Origin of the sequence: Pseudomonas mendocina (assembly GCF_900636545.1) — a bacterium.
GTDB lineage: Bacteria > Pseudomonadota > Gammaproteobacteria > Pseudomonadales > Pseudomonadaceae > Aquipseudomonas > Aquipseudomonas mendocina.
In genome coordinates, this window is sequence record NZ_LR134290.1 from 2,975,537 (window position 1) to 2,992,006 (window position 16,470).

The following is a 16,470-nucleotide window of genomic DNA, read 5'->3' on the forward strand; positions in this document are numbered from 1 at the left end:
ATGCACCTGACCCGTCTCGCCTGCGCCGTCGCCTTCGGCCTGGCCTGCCACTCGGCCCTTGCCGCCACCGCCTACGTGTCCAACGAGAAGGATGACAGCATCAGCGTCATCGACCTCGACAGCCTCGAAGTCACGGCCACACTCGACGTGGGCATGCGCCCGCGCGGCTTGCTGCTGTCTTCCGACAACAAACTCTTGTACATCTGCGCCAGCGATTCGGATCGCGTGCAGGTGATGGACCTGGCCACGCGTAAGATCATCAAGGAGCTTCCCTCCGGCGCCGACCCCGAGCAGTTCGCCCTGCACCCCAACGACCGTTGGCTGTACATCTCCAACGAGGACGATGCGCTGGTCACGGTGGTCGACTCCCAGAGCGACGAGGTGCTGGCGCAGATCGAAGTCGGCGTGGAGCCGGAGGGCATGGCGGTGAGCCCGGACGGCAAGTGGGCGGTCAATACCAGCGAAACCACCAACATGCTGCACTGGATCGACACCAGCACCAATCAACTGGTGGACAACACCCTGGTCGACCAGCGCCCGCGTCACGTCGAATTCGATAAGGACGGCAAGCGCCTGTGGGCCTCGGCCGAGATCGGCGGCACGGTGACTGTGCTGGACGTCGACTCGCGCCAGGTGCTCAAGGTGCTCAACTTCGCCATCAAGGGCGTACACCCGGACAAGGTGCAGCCGGTCGGAGTCAAGCTGACCGACGACGGCAAGTACGCGTTCGTCGCCCTCGGCCCGGCCAACCATGTGGCCGTGGTGGATGCCAAGACCTTCGAGATTCTCGACTACCTGCTGGTGGGTCGGCGCGTCTGGCACCTGGCGTTCACCCCGGATCAGAAGCGCCTGCTGACCACCAATGGCGTCAGTGGCGACGTATCGGTGATCGACATCGATTCACTCAAGGTGACCAAGTCGATCAAGGTCGGCCGCTATCCCTGGGGCGTGGTGGTGACGCCATGAACGCCTTGGAGGTGAGCGGCGTCGGTTTCGCCTATGGGGCCCGCCAGGCCCTGAATGATCTGGCCTTCGAGCTGGCGCCAGGCCGCTTCGGTGCCCTGCTCGGCCCCAACGGCGCCGGCAAGTCCACGCTGATCGCCCTGCTCACTCGCCTCTATGACCTACAGCAGGGCGATATCCGCATCTTCGGCCACAGCCTGCGCAATGAGCCGCGCCAGGCGTTACGCCAGCTCGGCGTGGTGTTCCAGCAAAGCACGCTGGATCTCGACCTGTCGGTGCAACAGAACCTCGCCTATCACGCCGCGCTGCACGGCATGCCGCGCCGCGAGGCACAGGCGCGTATCGACGAGGAGCTCCTGCGCCAGGATCTCGCTGAGCGCCGTCACGACAAGGTGCGCACGCTCAACGGCGGCCACCGCCGCCGCGTGGAGATTGCCCGCGCCCTACTCCATCAACCGCGCCTGCTGCTGCTCGACGAAGCCAGCGCCGGGCTCGACCCGGCCAGCCGTCTGGCGCTGGGCCGACATGTGCGCAACCTGTGCCGCGAGCAGGGCCTGTGCGTGCTGTGGACGACCCACCTGCTGGACGAGATCGAATCCAGCGATGACCTGCTGATCCTCCATCGTGGCGAGCGCGTGGCCTGGGGCAAGGCCAGCCAGTTCGGCGACGACCTGGCCATCAGCTTCGCCCGTCTCACCGGTGACGAGGCGCTGGGTCGTGGGCATGTGCGTGAGGCGATTCGACCGAACGGTGGGAGGGGCTTCAGCCGCGAGATTTCCAATATCGAGGGTATCGCGGCTAAAGCCCCTCCCACTCCGTCCACACCACCCACAGACTCCACAAAGGAGCCGCAACCATGACCGCCTACTGGGAATGCCTGCGCGGTATCGTCCTGCGCGAATGGCTGCGCTTCGTGCTGCAACGCTCGCGCTTTCTCAGCGCCCTGGTGCGCCCGCTGCTGTGGCTCTTGGTGTTCGCCGCCGGCTTTCGCGCCGCGCTGGGCATCGCCATCATCGAGCCGTACGACACCTACATCACCTACGACACCTATATCGTGCCGGGCCTGGCCTGCATGATCCTGCTGTTCAACGGCATGCAGGGCTCGCTGTCGATGGTCTACGACCGCGAGATGGGCAGCATGCGCGTGCTGCTCACCAGCCCGCTGCCGCGCGCCTTTTTGCTGGTGGCCAAGCTGCTGGCCACGGCGCTGATCTCGCTGTTGCAGGTCTATGCCTTTCTCGTCATCGCCTGGGTGTACGGCGTGCAACCGCCAGCCTGGGGCCTGCTCGCCGCACTGCCGGCGCTGCTGCTGGTGGCGCTGCTGCTCAGTGCGCTGGGGCTGCTGCTGTCCAACGGCATCCGGCAACTGGAGAACTTCGCCGGGGTGATGAATTTCGTCATCTTCCCCATGTTTTTCCTCTCGTCTGCGCTGTATCCGCTGTGGAAGATGCGCGAGTCCAGCGAGTGGCTGTACTGGCTGTGCGCGTTCAACCCCTTCACCCATGCCGTGGAGCTGGTGCGCAATGCGCTGTACCTGCGCCTGCATATCGAGGCGCTGCTGATCTGCGCCGGCCTGACGGTATTACTGACGCTGCTCGCCGTAGCCAGCTTCAACCCGCAGCACGCGGCGCTGCGCAAGGCGGGCTGAACATGATCGTTCCCATGCTCCGCGTGGGAATGCATCCCAGGACGCTCCGTGTCCGCTGTCGAACTTGCCGTCAGTCAGCAAGGGCGCAGAGCGCCATTTCATCTGCTCCCACGCAGAGCGTGGGAGCCATCAACGTCTCAGCAGCCCTTCTACTACTTTGGTACTGGTTTTCCTCTCCAACGTAGAATTCCCAAGCCTGCGACCATGGCCTGTAATACCGCTACAAAAATAAGTAGAGACCTTGCCATGAAGTACCGTCTGCCCGTGCAAGCAGGCCTGATGCTCGCCTCGGTGTTACTGGCCTGCCTTGCGCATGCCGAAGATCTGTTCGACGCCGACGGTTATCGCAGCAGCCAGTACCGCAGCCCCACGCCATCCAGCCTGGACGGCGTGCAGATCGTCGATACTCCCGCCCTGCAGAAGCTGCTCGCCGAGCGCCCGGATACCCGCCTGATCGACGTGTATCGACGCCCCTTCGTGCAGGACCGCTTCGTCGAGGACGCACCCCACGCCAACCTGCCCGGCAGCCTGTGGCTGGCCAACTCCGGCGACGGCAACCTGGCCCCACAATGGCAGCGCTACTTCACCCACTACCTGCACCAGCAGAGCCGTGGCGACGTGCGCCAACCCTTCGTGTTCTACTGCCGCTCCGATTGCTGGCTGAGCTGGAACGCCGCACGTCGCGCCCATGCCATGGGCTATCGCCAACTCTACTGGTACCGTGACGGCGTCGATGCCTGGGAACAGGCCGGCCTGCCCCTGGTGCCCGCCCAACCCGCCGAACTGCCTGCTGCTTTCCTCACGCCCACTGCCACACCATAATCACAACAACGAGGTGCAAGGCCATGTACAAGATTTTGATTGCCGACGACCATCCGCTGTTTCGTGAAGCCATCCATAACGTCATCGCCGACGGTTTTCCCGGCAGCGAGATCATGGAAACCGCCGACCTGGACAGCGCCCTGGAGCTGACCCAGAGCCACGACGATCTGGATCTGATCCTGCTCGACCTGAACATGCCCGGTATGCATGGTCTAGGCGGGCTAATGAACCTGCGCAACGAGGCGCCAACCATCCCGGTGGTGATCGTTTCCGCCGAGCAGGACAAGCAGATCGTGCTGCAGGCCATCACCTATGGCGCGGTGGGCTTCATCACCAAGTCTTCACCGCGTGCGCAGATGACCGACGCCATCGCGCAGATTCTCGACGGCAACGTCTACCTGCCGCCGGACATCATCCGTTCGCAGAAGAGCGGCAGCTCGCGCCAGCATCACGACAACCACAGCATCGCCCCGGAACTGCTGCAAGCCCTGACGCGCAAGCAACTGCTGGTGCTCGAGCGCATGACCAAGGGCGAGTCGAACAAGCAGATCGCCTACAGCCTGGATATCGCCGAAACCACGGTCAAAGCCCACGTCTCGGCCATCCTGCGCAAGCTGGGCGTGCATAACCGTGTGCAGGCGATCCTCTCGGCTGGCGATATCGACTTCGCCTCCTACCTGCGCCGCTAGCGCCCGATAGGTTGACTGTCATTCCCGCGCAGGCGGGAAGCCAGAACCCAAGAAGCACCTGGGCTCCCGCCTTCGCGGGAGTGACGAACGAGGTTGTCCTGACTCCCGTCATCAAGCCGTGCTAAAACGGCGGCCTCACCGATTGGAGTCCACCATGCACATCCGCCCCTTCCGGCTCGCTGACGAAGCCGCCGTCATCGATCTCTGGCAACGTTGCGACCTGACCCGCCCGTGGAACGACCCACACAAGGACATCCAGCGCAAGCTGACGGTGCAGCCCGAGCTGTTTCTGGTGGGTGAGATCGACGGCAAGCTGGTGGCATCGGCCATGGCCGGCTACGAGGGGCATCGCGGCTGGGTCAACTACCTGGCTGTGTGCCCCGAGCAACGCCAGCAAGGCCTGGCCCGTCAGTTAATGGCGTATATCGAAGAACAGTTGCTCGCTCTGGGCTGCCCCAAGCTCAGCCTGCAGGTGCGCGACACCAACGCGGCGGCATTGGCCTTCTACGAGCGGCTTGGCTACAAGATCGACGCGTCGGTCAGTCTGGGCAAACGCCTGATCGCGGATGATTGACGAGGCGCCCTTATCGTAGCCCGGATGAAATCCGGGGTAGAACGGCGTGATCGTTCCCGGATTGTATCCGGGCTACGGGCTCGCCTCGGTGCGCGCAGCGCACCCTACAGGATGATCGACGCAGTGTCGTAGGGTGGATCACGCTGTACCGATCCACCGCTGCGGTGGATGTAAAAAGCAACATCCACCCTACAGTTCCTGCGCTCTGCTCGCTCGGGTAAACCCTAGGGTGCGCCGTGCGCACCGGATTTCAAGCCCCTGCCCCACGCTCCATCAGGTGACTCATCGCCGCCTTCAGCTTCATCGGTCGCACCGGTTTGTGCAGCAGGCTGTGGCCCAGCTCGCGCATCTGCTGCTTGAGCTCGTTGCTGTAGTTGGCGGTGATCATCAGCGCCGGTAGCGGTGTACTACGCCGGGCGTTGATCTGCGCCACGGCGTCGACGCCATTGCGCTCGTCGTCGAGGTGGTAGTCGGCGATCAGCAGGTCGGCTTCGGCGTGGTAGTTGTCCACCTGGCACGCCAGGTCTTCTTCACTCAGCGCAGTCACTACCCGGCAGCCCCAGCCTTCGAGCAGGGTGCGCATGCCGGCGCAGATCGCCGCGTCGTTATCCAGCACCCAGACCCGTGTACCGCTAAGGCGTTCGAGCAACTGATCCGGGCTGTCCTGCACCGTACGCACGCGCGGCGCGCGGCGGGTCAGCGGTACCTCGACGGCGAACATCGAGCCCCTGCCCTGCTGCGACGCCACGCGAATGCGGTGGCCAAGCATGCGCGCGATCTTCTCCACGATCGCCAGGCCCAGGCCCAGGCCACGATCCTGCTTGCGCTGCACGTTATCGCCGCGTTTGAACTCCTGGAATATCTCCACCAGCTTGTCCTGAGCGATGCCGATGCCGGTGTCCCAGACTTCGATGGACAGGCTGTTGCCGCGCCGCCGGCAGCCCAGCAGGATGCGCCCGCTGGCGGTGTAGCGAATGGCGTTGCTGAGGAAGTTGCGCAGAATCCGTGCCAGCAATTGCACGTCGCTGCGCACCAGCACCGAGCTGGGCAGGTAGTCCAGGCGCAAACCCTCGCTACCAGCGATCTGGTGATACTCGGCGGCCAGGTTCTCCAGCAACTCGCTGACGGCGAATGGCGCGATATCGGGCTTGATCACCCCGGCATCGAGCTTGGAAATGTCCACCAGCGTGCCGAGCAAACTCTCGACGTCTTCCAGCGAGTTGCTGACATTACGTACCAGCGGCGCGCAGCCGGAAAGGTCCTTCTTCTCCAACAAGGCACTGGTGAACAGCCGCGCCGCGTTGAGCGGCTGCAACAGATCATGGCTGACCGCCGCGAGGAACTTGGTCTTGGACAGATTGGCCTGCTCGGCCTCGCCCTTGGCTTCGCGCAGGCGCGCCTCCATCTGCGTGCGCTCGTCGATCTCGCGGCGCAGTTGGTCGTTCACCGTGGTCAACTCGGCAGTGCGCTCACGCACGCGCTGCTCCAGATGTTGATAAGCCTGGTGCAATGCCTCGGCAGTGCGGCGACGCTCGGTGATGTCGCGGATCAATACGAAGATGCCGACCACTTCGCCGCTGGCCTGACGGTTGGGCACGTAGGAACGCAACATGTAGCGCTCCTGGCCGTTGTGGTTGGTTTCGGCGAACTCGAAGGTTACGCTCTCGCCGGACAGAGCCAATTCGACGTAGGGCTCCAGGCGCTGGCAATGCTCCTCGCTGTGCACTTCACGCAGGCTCTGGCCGAGCATGGCGCCGCGCGGCCAGCAGTACCATTCCTCGTAGACCTTGTTGGTGAATTCGTAGACCAGATCAGCCGACAGGTAGGCGATCAGCGCCGGCACGTGGTCGGTGATCAGGCGAATCCAGCGCTCGCTGTCGCTCAGCGCCTGAGCCTGGCGATGGCGCTCGGTGATATCGGTGAAGGTGTTGACGAAGCCGCCGGTGGGCAACGGATGAGTACGCACTTCCAGCATGCGCCCGTCGAACAGGCGCACCTCCACCTGGCGCAGCGGTTTGCCGGCGGCATCGCGGCTGTCCGGGGTCAGCGGCTCAAGTTCGCTTTCCGCCATCACTTCGGCGAACGGCCGATGGGCGTTGATCGGCGCCAGGCCGCAAAGTTCGAGGAAACGGTGGTTCCACAACTCCAGCGCGCCCTCGGCATTGACCATGGCCATGCCCTGCGACAGGTTGTCGACCGCGCGCTGCAGCAGGCGCGACTTCTGCGCCAGGGCCTGCTCGCGGCGCAACGCCTCGCTCTGCTTCACCTCGGTAATGTCGGTGTAGAGGATCACCAGCCCGCCCTCGCGGGTCGGCCGCTCGCTGACCTGCACCCAGCGCCCGTCCTGCAGGCGGAACAGGCTCGGCTCGCCCTCCTTGCCCAACTGTGCCTCCGCCACCAGGCCGGTACTGCGGCTCAGCCGGCGAATTTCTTCCAACCGCGTACCGGTGCCGATGCGCGCGCGGCTGCGCGCCCACAGCGCCTTGAAACGGCTGTTGAACAGCACGATGCGCTGGCGATCATCGAACAGCACGAAGGCGTCGGAAATGCTCTCGATGGCGTCGATCAAATGCTGGTGCGCTGTCTCGGCCCGCAACCGCGCATCACTGAGCAACTGATTGCTGGATTTCAGTTCGGCCATCGCCTGGTTCAGCGCGTCAGTGCGCTCGCGCACCTGTTCGGACAGCACCACCGAATGCTGGAAGGCCGCGTAGGCATCGTCGCCACGGGAATGAATCGACTCGACCCGTTCGATCAGCGCGGCGTTGATGCGCTTGAGCTTGGCGTTTTCCTGCTCCAGCGCCGTACAGCGTGCCTGCAGCTCAGCGCTCGCCACGCCCAACAGGTCGGCCAATGGCGACACCGGTGAAGGTCTGGTTGATGTGCATGCCATTGAACTGCTCTCCGTAGGTGTTGAAGCCGATCACCCGCTGCTGGCGCAGCAGTGTGGCGACCGACTCGACGCCGCCATCGTTCTCGATCTCCAGGCGGCGCAGGAAGCAGTCGCAGCCGATGGTCAGCAGCAGCGGACCGAGGCGCTGCTCCAGCCCGGCGAACAGTTGCTGCAGGTTGGGCAGCAAGGGGCCGGGGTGCATGGCGGTGAGGACGATGCCGTTCTCCACCGCGCAGTAGAAGGTCAGGCTGAGGTCGTCGTGCACCTGCTGGATCGAGCGCACGTAGTAGTGATCGCTGATGCGAACCGCCAGCGGATAGGCAGCGAACGCGCGCAGATCCAGCGCCTCGACCGGCACGCCGATCAGCTCGGCATATTCCTGCGCGGCCGGCGCGGCATTGAGCTCAAACACCCGGCGCGTGGCGCTGTCGGCGCGGGTCACCACCAGCTTTTCCGCGCTGGGCTGGATGTGGTGGGTGCTGAACACCTCGAACTCCAGCCAGGTGTTAAACAGCACCACGACCGCTGCGCCGCTGTGGAAGCGGCCGCCGTGATAGACGTGGGTGTGGGTCAGGTGGTTGTCGTCGCCGGCCGAGCCGCCAAAGTGCGGGATACTGCCCAGCGCCGCGCTGAGTGCGCCGAGCACCAGTTCTTCGCGGCTGGAAAGTCCGTCGAGCAGGGTTAGGGCGAAGCTGTGGCCCTTGATCGAGGCCAGCTCGTTGCTGCGGCAATCCTTGACTAGACCATCGACCAGATGCTGCGCATCGAGCAGATTGAAGCGTTCCATCTCGTCGATCAGCACGCTGGCGATGGAGAAACAGCGCAGGTCGAAGCCCAACGCCACCACACAGCCACGGTCGTAGCCCTGTGGGGTGATCTCGCCGGCGCTGGTGCAGCCCACCAGGCTGACACCGCCGAAATGCGCTTCCAGCGCCTGGCCGAGGCCGTCGAGATCGTATTCGGCCGAGCAGAAGAACAGCACGAAACCGAGATAGGGATGGATCAGCTGGCGTGCCAGTTCCTGGGCGGCCAATTCCACATCCTTCGTGCTGGAGACAGCGCTGAGCACGCCCTCCGACTGTTCCAAGGCCATATCACGCCCCAATTCACGTGCTGATCATGGGGAAATTCTACGAAGCCGGCGCTGCCCGCCCCATGCTACTTGAGTACTGGGTAGTAGATCCGTAGGACGTACTCGCGAAGCAGTACGGCGGCGCCAAGGGCAATGACAGAGTCTGCCATCGGGCCCTACCCGGCTCTCCATCACGGCCCGGAATCGCTGGTGCGCATGGCGCACCCTACCTGGGACGCCGCCATGCTTGTGTAGGGTGCGCCTCGCGCACCATGACCCTCAATGCACCGGCCAGAACATCAGGGTCAGCACGAACATCCCAGCGTAGAAGCCGATCTCCAGGGTTTCCGTCCACGGCTGGATGCGCTTGATCGCGCCATGCACATGCACCAGAACCATCAGCAGGGCCACCGCGGCCAGCACCTCGAAGGTGGTGTGCAGCGCTTCACCAGTCAGCGCGGCGCGCAGCATCAGCGCCTCGACAATGAGGATGAAGGCGCCCAGGCAACGTCCGAAGTACACCGCGAGGTCGATGTCCTGCGGGATGCGCCAGCGCATCAGGCGCGCCCAGGTCAGCGGCAGGAGGAAGATGGGGAGCGCGAAGACCAGCGTGGTGCTGATCGCCAGCACCAGCAGATAGGTTTGAGCCGATTCGCTCCAGAGTCCGATCATTGAATTCTTCCTTTCGATTCATAAAAAGAACGGGAGACCCATGGGCCTCCCGTCGTCCGCAAGCCATGTGGCTTACCAGCTGAGTACCGCACCCACGGCGAAGGTGTCGGTGTCCTCGTTCAGACCACTGCCGGCGGCGGCGTCGATCTGGTACTGGTTGTACTCGGCGACCAGCTTGAGGTTGTCGTTGATGGTGCGGAAGTAGGCGATGCCGCGGGTCTCGTAGTCCGCTGCCACGCCCAGGCCGTTGCCGTCGTCCTCGGTCTTGCCATAGGACAGCGCCACGCGGTTCTTGCCCCAGGTGTAGGAGCCCTGCAGCAGGTAGCCGTCACTGTCGATGTCACGCAGGGTCGGCTCGCCCAGGTTGTTGGTGAAGAACGGGTTGATGCCCTTGGCCTGGAAGCCCGAACCAGTCAGCGACAGGCCGCCGAACTTGGCCTGCACGCCATAGCCGAGGCCCTTGGAGGTGACCTTGTCGACGGTGTCGTCGGTATTCTCGGAGGTCTGGTAGGCACCGTTGACCCAGGTGTAGATGGTCGAACCGCCCAGATCGAACTGGTAGCTGACTTCCGATTCGAAGCGCGGGTTTTCCTGGTAGGCCTTACCGGTCGGGCTGTCGTCGTTGGTGTCTACCGGGTCCATGATGCCCACCGCGACACGCAGGCCTTCGGCCAGGTTGTTGTTGCGGTAGGTGATCTGCGAGGTCGGGAACGGATACGGGTAGCCGGTGCCGATATTGCCGAAGGACACGCCGTTGCCGTCCACCAGGCCCAGGGTATCGGAGACGTTGCCGTACCCGGCCAGCAGCTCATCGAGGAAGATATTGGAGCGCGAGAACAGACCGAAGTCCTTGCCCACCAGCACTTCGCCCCACTCCGAGCTGGAAACGGTGCCGTAGAACTGACGGACGTCGATGGCGGTATCGGTGCCATTGGTTTCGCTGTCGTTGATGGTGACCCAGAAGGACGAGCGACCGGTCAGCTTCAGATCATCGATCTGCTTGCCGAAGTTGAAGCCGATCCAGTTGGGCAGAAAGCCCATCTTCACCCGCGACTGGCGACGGTCGAACTGCTCGCCGTCACGGTCCACGTCGCTGTTGACGTAGAAGGCGTTGATATAGCCGTCGGTAGAGAAAGTGGTGTCGTCCTTGTCGTACAGGACGATCTCGGCGGCGGCCTGCTGCGCGGTCGCCAGGGCGACGGCCGTGGCCAAGGTCAGGGGCAGAAATCGAGTGATGGCGATCTTGTTGTTGTGCATAACGCTCTCCGCTTGAGTGGCGACCGCCAGGGCAGTCGTGTCGGAGGCGATTATCGAAAGCAGGTCAGACGGGCCATACGCTGCCTTGGCAGCGATTCACTGCTGCTTTGGCCGGGCGCTACCGGCCCGCTCCCGCCGGCTCGCGACCGACTTGCTACCGGTAGCGGGAGAAAGGTCGTAGTACCTGGCCAGCCCTAGGGCGTAGACGTGCAGACAAGGCGCGCAGAAGTTCTCAAGAAGGGATACAGAAAAACGCCCACGGCAGAGCGCCTGGCCGTTCCGGGCCGGGTTCATGGTGATGCGTGGGAAGCAGCGCTTGCCTAGACGGGCGCCGGAGCTCCGCTGGCCAATACTCGCCAATCGCGGGCAAGCAGCAACTGCTCATGCGTCCGCAGCAGATCGCTCGTGGACAGTGCCTGCAATGCCTGTAAAACCTGCTGCGGATGCAACTCGGGCAAGCCCGCCAGATACAGATGCCACAGCTGCTCGGCGCGAGCCTGGTTGGACCTGGCCGGACTCAACGCAGCTTGCAACGCATCAAGGGCGCCCGACAGCGTCGCATCATCCAGCCCTTCGAGCAGTGAGCGCTGCTCATCGAGAAAGGCACGGACATGGGCGAAGATACCGGCCGCATCGCAGACCGGCGACTGCAAGGCGAACAGCAGGCCTCTGCTGCCCAGCACCTGGCGAAAGCCGGCGAACAAGGCATAACCCAGTTGCAGCTCGCCTCGCAGGCGCTGGTAGAAACGTCCCTGCAGCAGTTGCCCGAGCACCCGCCAGGCCGCCTCGGTAGGAGCGGTAGCGTCAGGCAGCGGGCAGAACAGCAGCAGTGCCGCATCCGCGCCGGGCTGCGAGACCTCGTGCCAGTCGACTCCTCTCCAGGTACCTGATGCTGGCGGCAAACCCGCCAGGGGCTCGACCGCCGTGCACAACTCTGCGAGTCGCGCCTGCTGCCGCTCGCCCAGCCCGACGCTCAGTCCTTGCAGGTTCGATGTAGCGGGCAACTCGCACAGCTGCGGCAAACGCTGCAGCAGCACCCGCAACAGCATCCCCTGCGAGGTGAATTCGACAGGCTCGTTTACGGGGGCCAACAGCAACGGCAGCAGTTGCGTGCTGAAAGTCGGCAACAATGCCGCAGCCCCCCGCAAGGCCAAGGTCCAGCCAGAGACATGCACGCTCAGTTGACTGGCGATGCCAAGTCGCTCTCCACGCCAGCGCAGATCAGCGCTACGCGCCAACAGGGCGGCTTCGATGGCCGTCATATCGCCGCTACCGACAAACGCGCCGCGCCAGTAAAGCGCGGCCGGGCCGCCCTCGGGCTGCCCAGGGTAATGCCTCAGCTCAGCCAGCGGCAAAACGGCCGAGACAGAGCCCCGCTCATCCAGCAGTAGCTCGTCGCAGCACAGCTGCCATTCGTGCTCAAAGGGTAGCGGCGCCTGGGCCGGCAAGGCCTGTAGGGGCAGCGCCAATCCAGTCGCGGGCCACTCTGATTGTGTACGCTGGCTGCATTGCAGCTCTATCAATCCGTCGCCTTGCGCCAACTGCCCGAGCAGCGCGGCCAGGGAGCGCAAGGTGGTGTCGTTTTCCTGCTCGGGGGCCTGCAGGTGCTGAGCCAGTGCCAGTGAGCTAAGCCCTAACAACCTCAGTGCGACCGCCTGCTGATGACCCTGCAGCCGCTGCGGCCAATGTTCATGGCCCTGCAGCTGCGCCGCCCAACTCTGCACCGCTGCACGCAAGGCCGGGCCCTGCTCCGTCGTGGCGCCGGGAAAATCGAAGCGCAGCAGACACTGGCCCTGATGCCGATACAACTCCCGCACCTGCAATTGCCGACACAGCTGCCGCTCACGCAAGCCAGCCAGCAGGCCGCCAGATGCGGGGTCATGTAGGGTGTCCAACAATAACTCCAGTGGTGCCTGCAACTGGCACGCATCGACCTGAGCGGCAAAGCCCAAATGCACGGCAGGCCGATCGTGTTGCAGACTCAGGCGTGAGGCGCGCAGCGGAAGCAAATCGGCCACAGGTCTGGAATCTTCGATCTGTGCGCCCGGCAATGGCCCCAGCAGCGCCTCGGCGATATCCAGCAGTTGCTCTGGCGCTTGCGGCCCCACCAGGCTCAGGCACATATGTCCGGCCTGGTAGTGGCGCTGGTGATACGCACGCAGCGCCTGCTGAAACGCCTCGGATTCGACAAGCAGCGTGTTGCGATCACCTGCCAGAAAGTCACTGCAGCGATGATCGACCGCCAGCGCCTGGCCCAAGGCATGATCGATGCGGCAGTTCACATCCTGGCTGCGCGCTTGGTATTCGGCGTGCAGCACTTCGCGCTCGCGCAACTGCGCGTCGATATCCAGCAGCGGCTGGCAGAGCATATCCAGCAGACGCGTCAACGCCGGCTGCAGAAGTTCGGCCGGCAGTTCGCAGACGAAATCGGTGTGCCGAGCCTGGGTCGAGGCATTGACCAGCCCACCGTGGCGCTGGACGAACGCCATCAAACCCTGATCGACCGGGTAATTGCGGCTACCGAGAAACAGCAGGTGTTCGAGAAAGTGCGCCAGACCCGGATAGGCTGGCGGCTCATCGTGACTGCCCGCCGCCACCCGCAGACACACCCCTGCCTGCTGCGCCCAGGGCTGTTGCTGCGCGCGCAGTTCGGCGCCATTGGCCAGGCGCCGGGTAACGGGAGCTTGATTGGACATCGTCAGTTCTCTGGGCTGCTTGTCGCTAGCTTGCCCCTTGCCCCTCGGTCCGGCAATGCTGCTTTGGACCGAGTCCGGGCCGACCGCCTGATGCAAAGCCGCTGGCCGGCCAGCAACAAAAGCCCGTGCCACGCGGGCTTGCTGTTAGAATACGCGGCCATTTTCCAGCCCGTCACAGCGTCCCATGTCCCAGGATTCCAACCGCCCTGCCCTGTCCCGCCGCTTTTCCGTTGCTCCGATGATGGACTGGACGGATCGTCATTGCCGGTTCTTTCTCCGTCAGCTGTCGCGCCATGCCCTGCTCTACACCGAGATGGTCACCACCGGCGCGCTGATCCACGGCGACCGTGAGCGTTTCCTGCGTTACAGCGAGTGTGAACACCCGATTGCCCTGCAGTTGGGCGGTAGCAACCCGCAGGACCTGGCGACCTGCGCGCGGATGGCTGAAGAACATGGCTATGACGAAGTGAACCTGAACGTCGGCTGCCCCAGCGACCGCGTGCAGAACAACATGATCGGCGCCTGTCTGATGGGCCACCCGGCGCTGGTGGCCGACTGCGTGAAGGCCATGCGGGACGCCGTGAGCATACCGGTGACGGTCAAGCACCGCATCGGCATCAACGGCCGTGACAGCTACGCCGAGCTGTGCGATTTCGTCGGCCAGGTACGCGATGCCGGTTGCCGCAGCTTCACCGTGCATGCCCGCATCGCCATCCTCGAAGGCCTGTCGCCGAAGGAAAACCGCGAGGTTCCGCCGCTGCGCTACGACGTCGCCGCGCAGCTCAAGCAGGATTTCCCCGACCTGGAGATCATCCTCAACGGCGGGATCAAGACGCTGGAGGAATGCGAACGGCACCTGCAAACCTTCGACGGCGTGATGCTCGGCCGCGAGGCCTACCACAACCCCTTCCTGCTGGCCCAGGTAGATAATCGGCTGTTCGGGGCGGATACCACGCCCATCACACGCATGGACGCCCTGCTCGCCCTCAAGCCCTATGTTGAACAACATCTACGCGAGGGCGGCACCCTGCATCACGTCAGCCGCCACGTGCTCGGTCTGGCACAGGGTTTTCCCGGCGCACGACGCTTCCGCCAACTGCTGTCGGTGGACATCCACAAGGTTCAGGATCCGCTCGGCCTGCTCGATCAGGCCGCCGAGCTGTTGCGCGGGCACTGAGCCGTGATCGTCAGGCGATAGCGGCTGCGCCCTGTCGCCTGGATCATGCCGCCTTCCTCCATGCGCCGTAGTACCTGACGCACGCTCACCAGCGAGAGCGGCTCGCCGGCCTGATTCAATTGCTGGTGCAGCTCGCGGCTGGAAATCCCTTCATCCTCGTCGGCGCCGTACAGTGCCTCCACCACCTTCTGCCGTGGCATGCTGAAGCGCAGCCCGACGGCCTGCAGCAAAGCGCGGCACTGGCGACTGTCCGGCGCATTCTCGGCAGAGTTCAGTGAACGAGACGGGTTGTGCTGGGTCGACATGTTCGGGCTCCTTGGCTGTGTAACAAAGCCGGACTCCACCGACTTCGAGCGTTTTTTCGGGTCTCTTCAATAGAGACGAACGAGATGGGAAAAAACGCATCCGCAAATGGTAAATATTGTGTCAGCGCCCTACCCGTTGAGCGCCTAGAGCGCCTCGGGTAAGGTCGCTTCATCTGCAACGACAAGGCTATGTCATGACCTCCAAGCTGGAACAACTCAAGCAGTTCACCACCGTAGTCGCTGACACCGGCGACCTCGATGCCATTGCCCGCCTGCAACCGGTGGACGCCACGACCAATCCCTCGCTACTGCTCAAGGCTGCCGCGCTGCCCCGCTATGCTGACCTCTTGAAACAGGCGGTAAGCGCTGGCCAGGGCGACCTGGGTCTGGCCTGCGATCATTTCGGGGTAGCCGTCGGCCAGGAGATCCTCAAGGTCATTCCTGGGCGTATTTCCACCGAGGTTGATGCGCGCCTGTCGTTCGACACCGAGGCCACGCTGCGCCGCGCCGAGCGCCTAATCGGTTTGTATGAAAAAGCCGGCATCGGTCGCGACCGCGTGCTGATCAAGATCGCCTCCACCTGGGAAGGCATCCGCGCGGCCGAGCAACTGGAAAAAGCCGGCGTGCAGACCAACCTCACCCTGCTGTTCGCCTTCGCCCAGGCGCAAGCCTGCGCCGACGCTGGCGTGTTTCTCATCTCGCCGTTCGTTGGCCGCATCTACGACTGGTACAAGAAGGCCGAAGGCCGTGACTTTGCGGGCAGCGAAGACCCAGGCGTACAGTCGGTCACGCGCATCTATGACTACTACAAGGCCAACGGCTACGACACCGTGGTGATGGGCGCGAGCTTCCGCAACCTTGGCCAGATCGAGGCGTTGGCTGGCTGCGACCGCCTGACCATCAGCCCGGATCTGCTGCAGAAACTGGCCGAGGATGACGGCGTCCTGAGTCGCCAACTGAACCCCGGCGCGACCAGCCAGCCGCGCCAGAGTCTCGATGAGAGCGCCTTCCGCTGGGCCCTGAATGAGGATGCCATGGCCACCGAGAAACTGGCCGAGGGCATCCGCCTATTCGCCCGAGATCAGGAAAAGCTCGAAACACTGTTGGCCGCCAAGGCCTGAATGACAAAGGGGCGCCAGCCAAGCTGACGCCCCTTTACATTGCGAGTTCGAAGGTAGGGTTCGCTGCGCGCACCCTACGGAAAGCGATCGATCAATGCCGTTCGAGCGCGCTGACCAGATCGTGGAACGCCTCGCGGTTGGAATCGTTGAGCCCCATCAGAATACGGTGAGCCTCCAGCACCTTGGCCTTGACCACTTCCTCGGATTGATCCTGCGACGGCAGATCATCCAGGCACTCGGGGCACGGGATTGGCCGATCGACGATATTGAACACCTGATCGAAGCCCATGGACTCCAGCAGGCGGGTGATGTCGTCGTGAGTGGTGACAACGGTCGGCAACAGACCAACCTTCTGCCGCGACAAAATGGACAATTTCGCCAGCAAACCAAGGGTAGTACTGTCGATACTGCGAGTTTCGGTCAGGTCGATGACGATGGCCGAAAAATTCAACGCGGTAAAAATCTTTTCAATCGTGGCATCCAGCGCTGAACACAGGGTCAGACGGACTTCACCGACGAACTTCAGGACGAATGTTCCATCCTGCTCGGCAAATTGGATGCGACCGGGGCTAATCCCAGGG

The 16,470-nt window shown here is 63.7% G+C and carries 15 protein-coding genes; 8 read left to right on the forward strand and 7 right to left on the reverse strand.

Annotated features, from left to right (window positions below; all coding sequences use genetic code 11):
* From EL191_RS13745 to EL191_RS13770, 6 genes are all read left to right on the forward strand, one after another.
* Positions 1–966, forward strand: a complete 966-nt coding sequence (locus EL191_RS13745; protein WP_041981003.1) for a YVTN family beta-propeller repeat protein — start codon at positions 1–3, stop codon at positions 964–966.
* Positions 963–1,823, forward strand: coding sequence for an ABC transporter ATP-binding protein (locus tag EL191_RS13750; RefSeq protein ID WP_041981002.1), 861 nt, complete (start codon positions 963–965; stop codon positions 1,821–1,823). Before EL191_RS13745 ends, EL191_RS13750 begins: the two co-directional genes overlap by 4 nt.
* Positions 1,820–2,611, forward strand: coding sequence for an ABC transporter permease (locus EL191_RS13755; RefSeq protein WP_017363257.1), 792 nt, complete (start codon positions 1,820–1,822; stop codon positions 2,609–2,611). The genes EL191_RS13750 and EL191_RS13755 overlap by 4 nt, the downstream gene beginning before the upstream one ends.
* Before the next feature lie 246 nt (positions 2,612–2,857).
* The gene (locus EL191_RS13760) at positions 2,858–3,433 is read left to right on the forward strand and encodes a PQQ-dependent catabolism-associated CXXCW motif protein (RefSeq protein WP_017363256.1); all 576 of its coding nucleotides are present in this window, start codon (positions 2,858–2,860) and stop codon (positions 3,431–3,433) included.
* A 23-nt stretch (positions 3,434–3,456) separates the two neighbouring features.
* Entirely contained in the window at positions 3,457–4,122 is a 666-nt protein-coding gene (locus EL191_RS13765) for a response regulator transcription factor (protein ID WP_017363255.1), read from the forward strand.
* 154 nt (positions 4,123–4,276) lie between these two features.
* Complete coding sequence (locus EL191_RS13770; protein ID WP_041981001.1) at positions 4,277–4,696, forward strand: GNAT family acetyltransferase; 420 nt, start codon at positions 4,277–4,279, stop codon at positions 4,694–4,696.
* 250 nt (positions 4,697–4,946) lie between these two features.
* Here EL191_RS13770 and nahK read toward each other — a convergent pair whose 3' ends face one another.
* The 5 genes from nahK to pqqF all read right to left on the reverse strand — a co-directional run bounded on the left by nahK (position 4,947) and on the right by pqqF (position 13,286).
* A complete protein-coding gene (gene nahK, locus EL191_RS13775; RefSeq protein ID WP_164722333.1) occupies positions 4,947–7,589 on the reverse strand; it encodes a hybrid sensor histidine kinase/response regulator NahK/ErcS' in 2,643 nt (880 codons plus the stop codon).
* Positions 7,519–8,682, reverse strand: a complete 1,164-nt coding sequence (gene nosP, locus EL191_RS13780) for a nitric oxide-sensing protein NosP (protein WP_041980999.1) — start codon at positions 8,680–8,682, stop codon at positions 7,519–7,521. The genes nahK and nosP overlap by 71 nt, the downstream gene beginning before the upstream one ends.
* 258 nt (positions 8,683–8,940) lie before the next feature.
* Complete coding sequence (locus EL191_RS13785) at positions 8,941–9,333, reverse strand: hypothetical protein (RefSeq protein ID WP_041980997.1); 393 nt, start codon at positions 9,331–9,333, stop codon at positions 8,941–8,943.
* A gap of 72 nt (positions 9,334–9,405) precedes the next feature.
* The gene (locus tag EL191_RS13790; protein ID WP_041980996.1) at positions 9,406–10,590 is read right to left on the reverse strand and encodes a porin; all 1,185 of its coding nucleotides are present in this window, start codon (positions 10,588–10,590) and stop codon (positions 9,406–9,408) included.
* Positions 10,591–10,910: 320 nt separating this feature from the next.
* On the reverse strand, positions 10,911–13,286 hold the full coding sequence (gene pqqF / locus EL191_RS13795) for a pyrroloquinoline quinone biosynthesis protein PqqF (protein WP_041980995.1): 2,376 nt from the start codon (positions 13,284–13,286) through the stop codon (positions 10,911–10,913).
* A gap of 184 nt (positions 13,287–13,470) precedes the next feature.
* Here pqqF and dusA point away from each other — a divergent pair, with 184 nt between their 5' ends.
* Positions 13,471–14,463, forward strand: a complete 993-nt coding sequence (dusA, locus tag EL191_RS13800) for a tRNA dihydrouridine(20/20a) synthase DusA (RefSeq protein WP_080764315.1) — start codon at positions 13,471–13,473, stop codon at positions 14,461–14,463.
* Here dusA and EL191_RS13805 read toward each other — a convergent pair.
* A complete protein-coding gene (locus EL191_RS13805; RefSeq protein ID WP_041980993.1) occupies positions 14,433–14,768 on the reverse strand; it encodes a winged-helix domain-containing protein in 336 nt (111 codons plus the stop codon). The two genes, dusA and EL191_RS13805, sit on opposite strands and share 31 nt — an antisense overlap.
* Before the next feature lie 194 nt (positions 14,769–14,962).
* On the opposite strand from EL191_RS13805, the gene tal reads away from it, so the two are divergent.
* Entirely contained in the window at positions 14,963–15,889 is a 927-nt protein-coding gene (gene tal / locus EL191_RS13810; RefSeq protein WP_041980992.1) for a transaldolase, read from the forward strand.
* Between the two features lie 91 nt (positions 15,890–15,980).
* Here the strand turns inward: tal and rssC are convergent, their stop codons facing one another.
* A complete protein-coding gene (gene rssC / locus EL191_RS13815) occupies positions 15,981–16,463 on the reverse strand; it encodes an anti-sigma factor antagonist RssC (RefSeq protein ID WP_024308595.1) in 483 nt (160 codons plus the stop codon).
* Between the last annotated feature and the right edge of the window lie 7 nt (positions 16,464–16,470).

Excerpts from the sequence above, each read along its gene's own strand:
- EL191_RS13745 (WP_041981003.1), top strand. The coding sequence starts at position 1 with ATGCACCTGACCCGTCTCGCCTGCGCCGTCGCCTTCGGCCTGGCCTGC.
- EL191_RS13750 (WP_041981002.1), top strand. The coding sequence starts at position 963 with ATGAACGCCTTGGAGGTGAGCGGCGTCGGTTTCGCCTATGGGGCCCGC.
- EL191_RS13755 (WP_017363257.1), top strand. The coding sequence starts at position 1,820 with ATGACCGCCTACTGGGAATGCCTGCGCGGTATCGTCCTGCGCGAATGG.
- EL191_RS13760 (WP_017363256.1), top strand. The coding sequence starts at position 2,858 with ATGAAGTACCGTCTGCCCGTGCAAGCAGGCCTGATGCTCGCCTCGGTG.
- EL191_RS13765 (WP_017363255.1), top strand. The coding sequence starts at position 3,457 with ATGTACAAGATTTTGATTGCCGACGACCATCCGCTGTTTCGTGAAGCC.
- EL191_RS13770 (WP_041981001.1), top strand. The coding sequence starts at position 4,277 with ATGCACATCCGCCCCTTCCGGCTCGCTGACGAAGCCGCCGTCATCGAT.
- nahK (WP_164722333.1), bottom strand. The coding sequence starts at position 7,589 with ATGGCATGCACATCAACCAGACCTTCACCGGTGTCGCCATTGGCCGAC.
- nosP (WP_041980999.1), bottom strand. The coding sequence starts at position 8,682 with ATGGCCTTGGAACAGTCGGAGGGCGTGCTCAGCGCTGTCTCCAGCACG.
- EL191_RS13785 (WP_041980997.1), bottom strand. The coding sequence starts at position 9,333 with ATGATCGGACTCTGGAGCGAATCGGCTCAAACCTATCTGCTGGTGCTG.
- EL191_RS13790 (WP_041980996.1), bottom strand. The coding sequence starts at position 10,590 with ATGCACAACAACAAGATCGCCATCACTCGATTTCTGCCCCTGACCTTG.
- pqqF (WP_041980995.1), bottom strand. The coding sequence starts at position 13,286 with ATGTCCAATCAAGCTCCCGTTACCCGGCGCCTGGCCAATGGCGCCGAA.
- dusA (WP_080764315.1), top strand. The coding sequence starts at position 13,471 with ATGTCCCAGGATTCCAACCGCCCTGCCCTGTCCCGCCGCTTTTCCGTT.
- EL191_RS13805 (WP_041980993.1), bottom strand. The coding sequence starts at position 14,768 with ATGTCGACCCAGCACAACCCGTCTCGTTCACTGAACTCTGCCGAGAAT.
- tal (WP_041980992.1), top strand. The coding sequence starts at position 14,963 with ATGACCTCCAAGCTGGAACAACTCAAGCAGTTCACCACCGTAGTCGCT.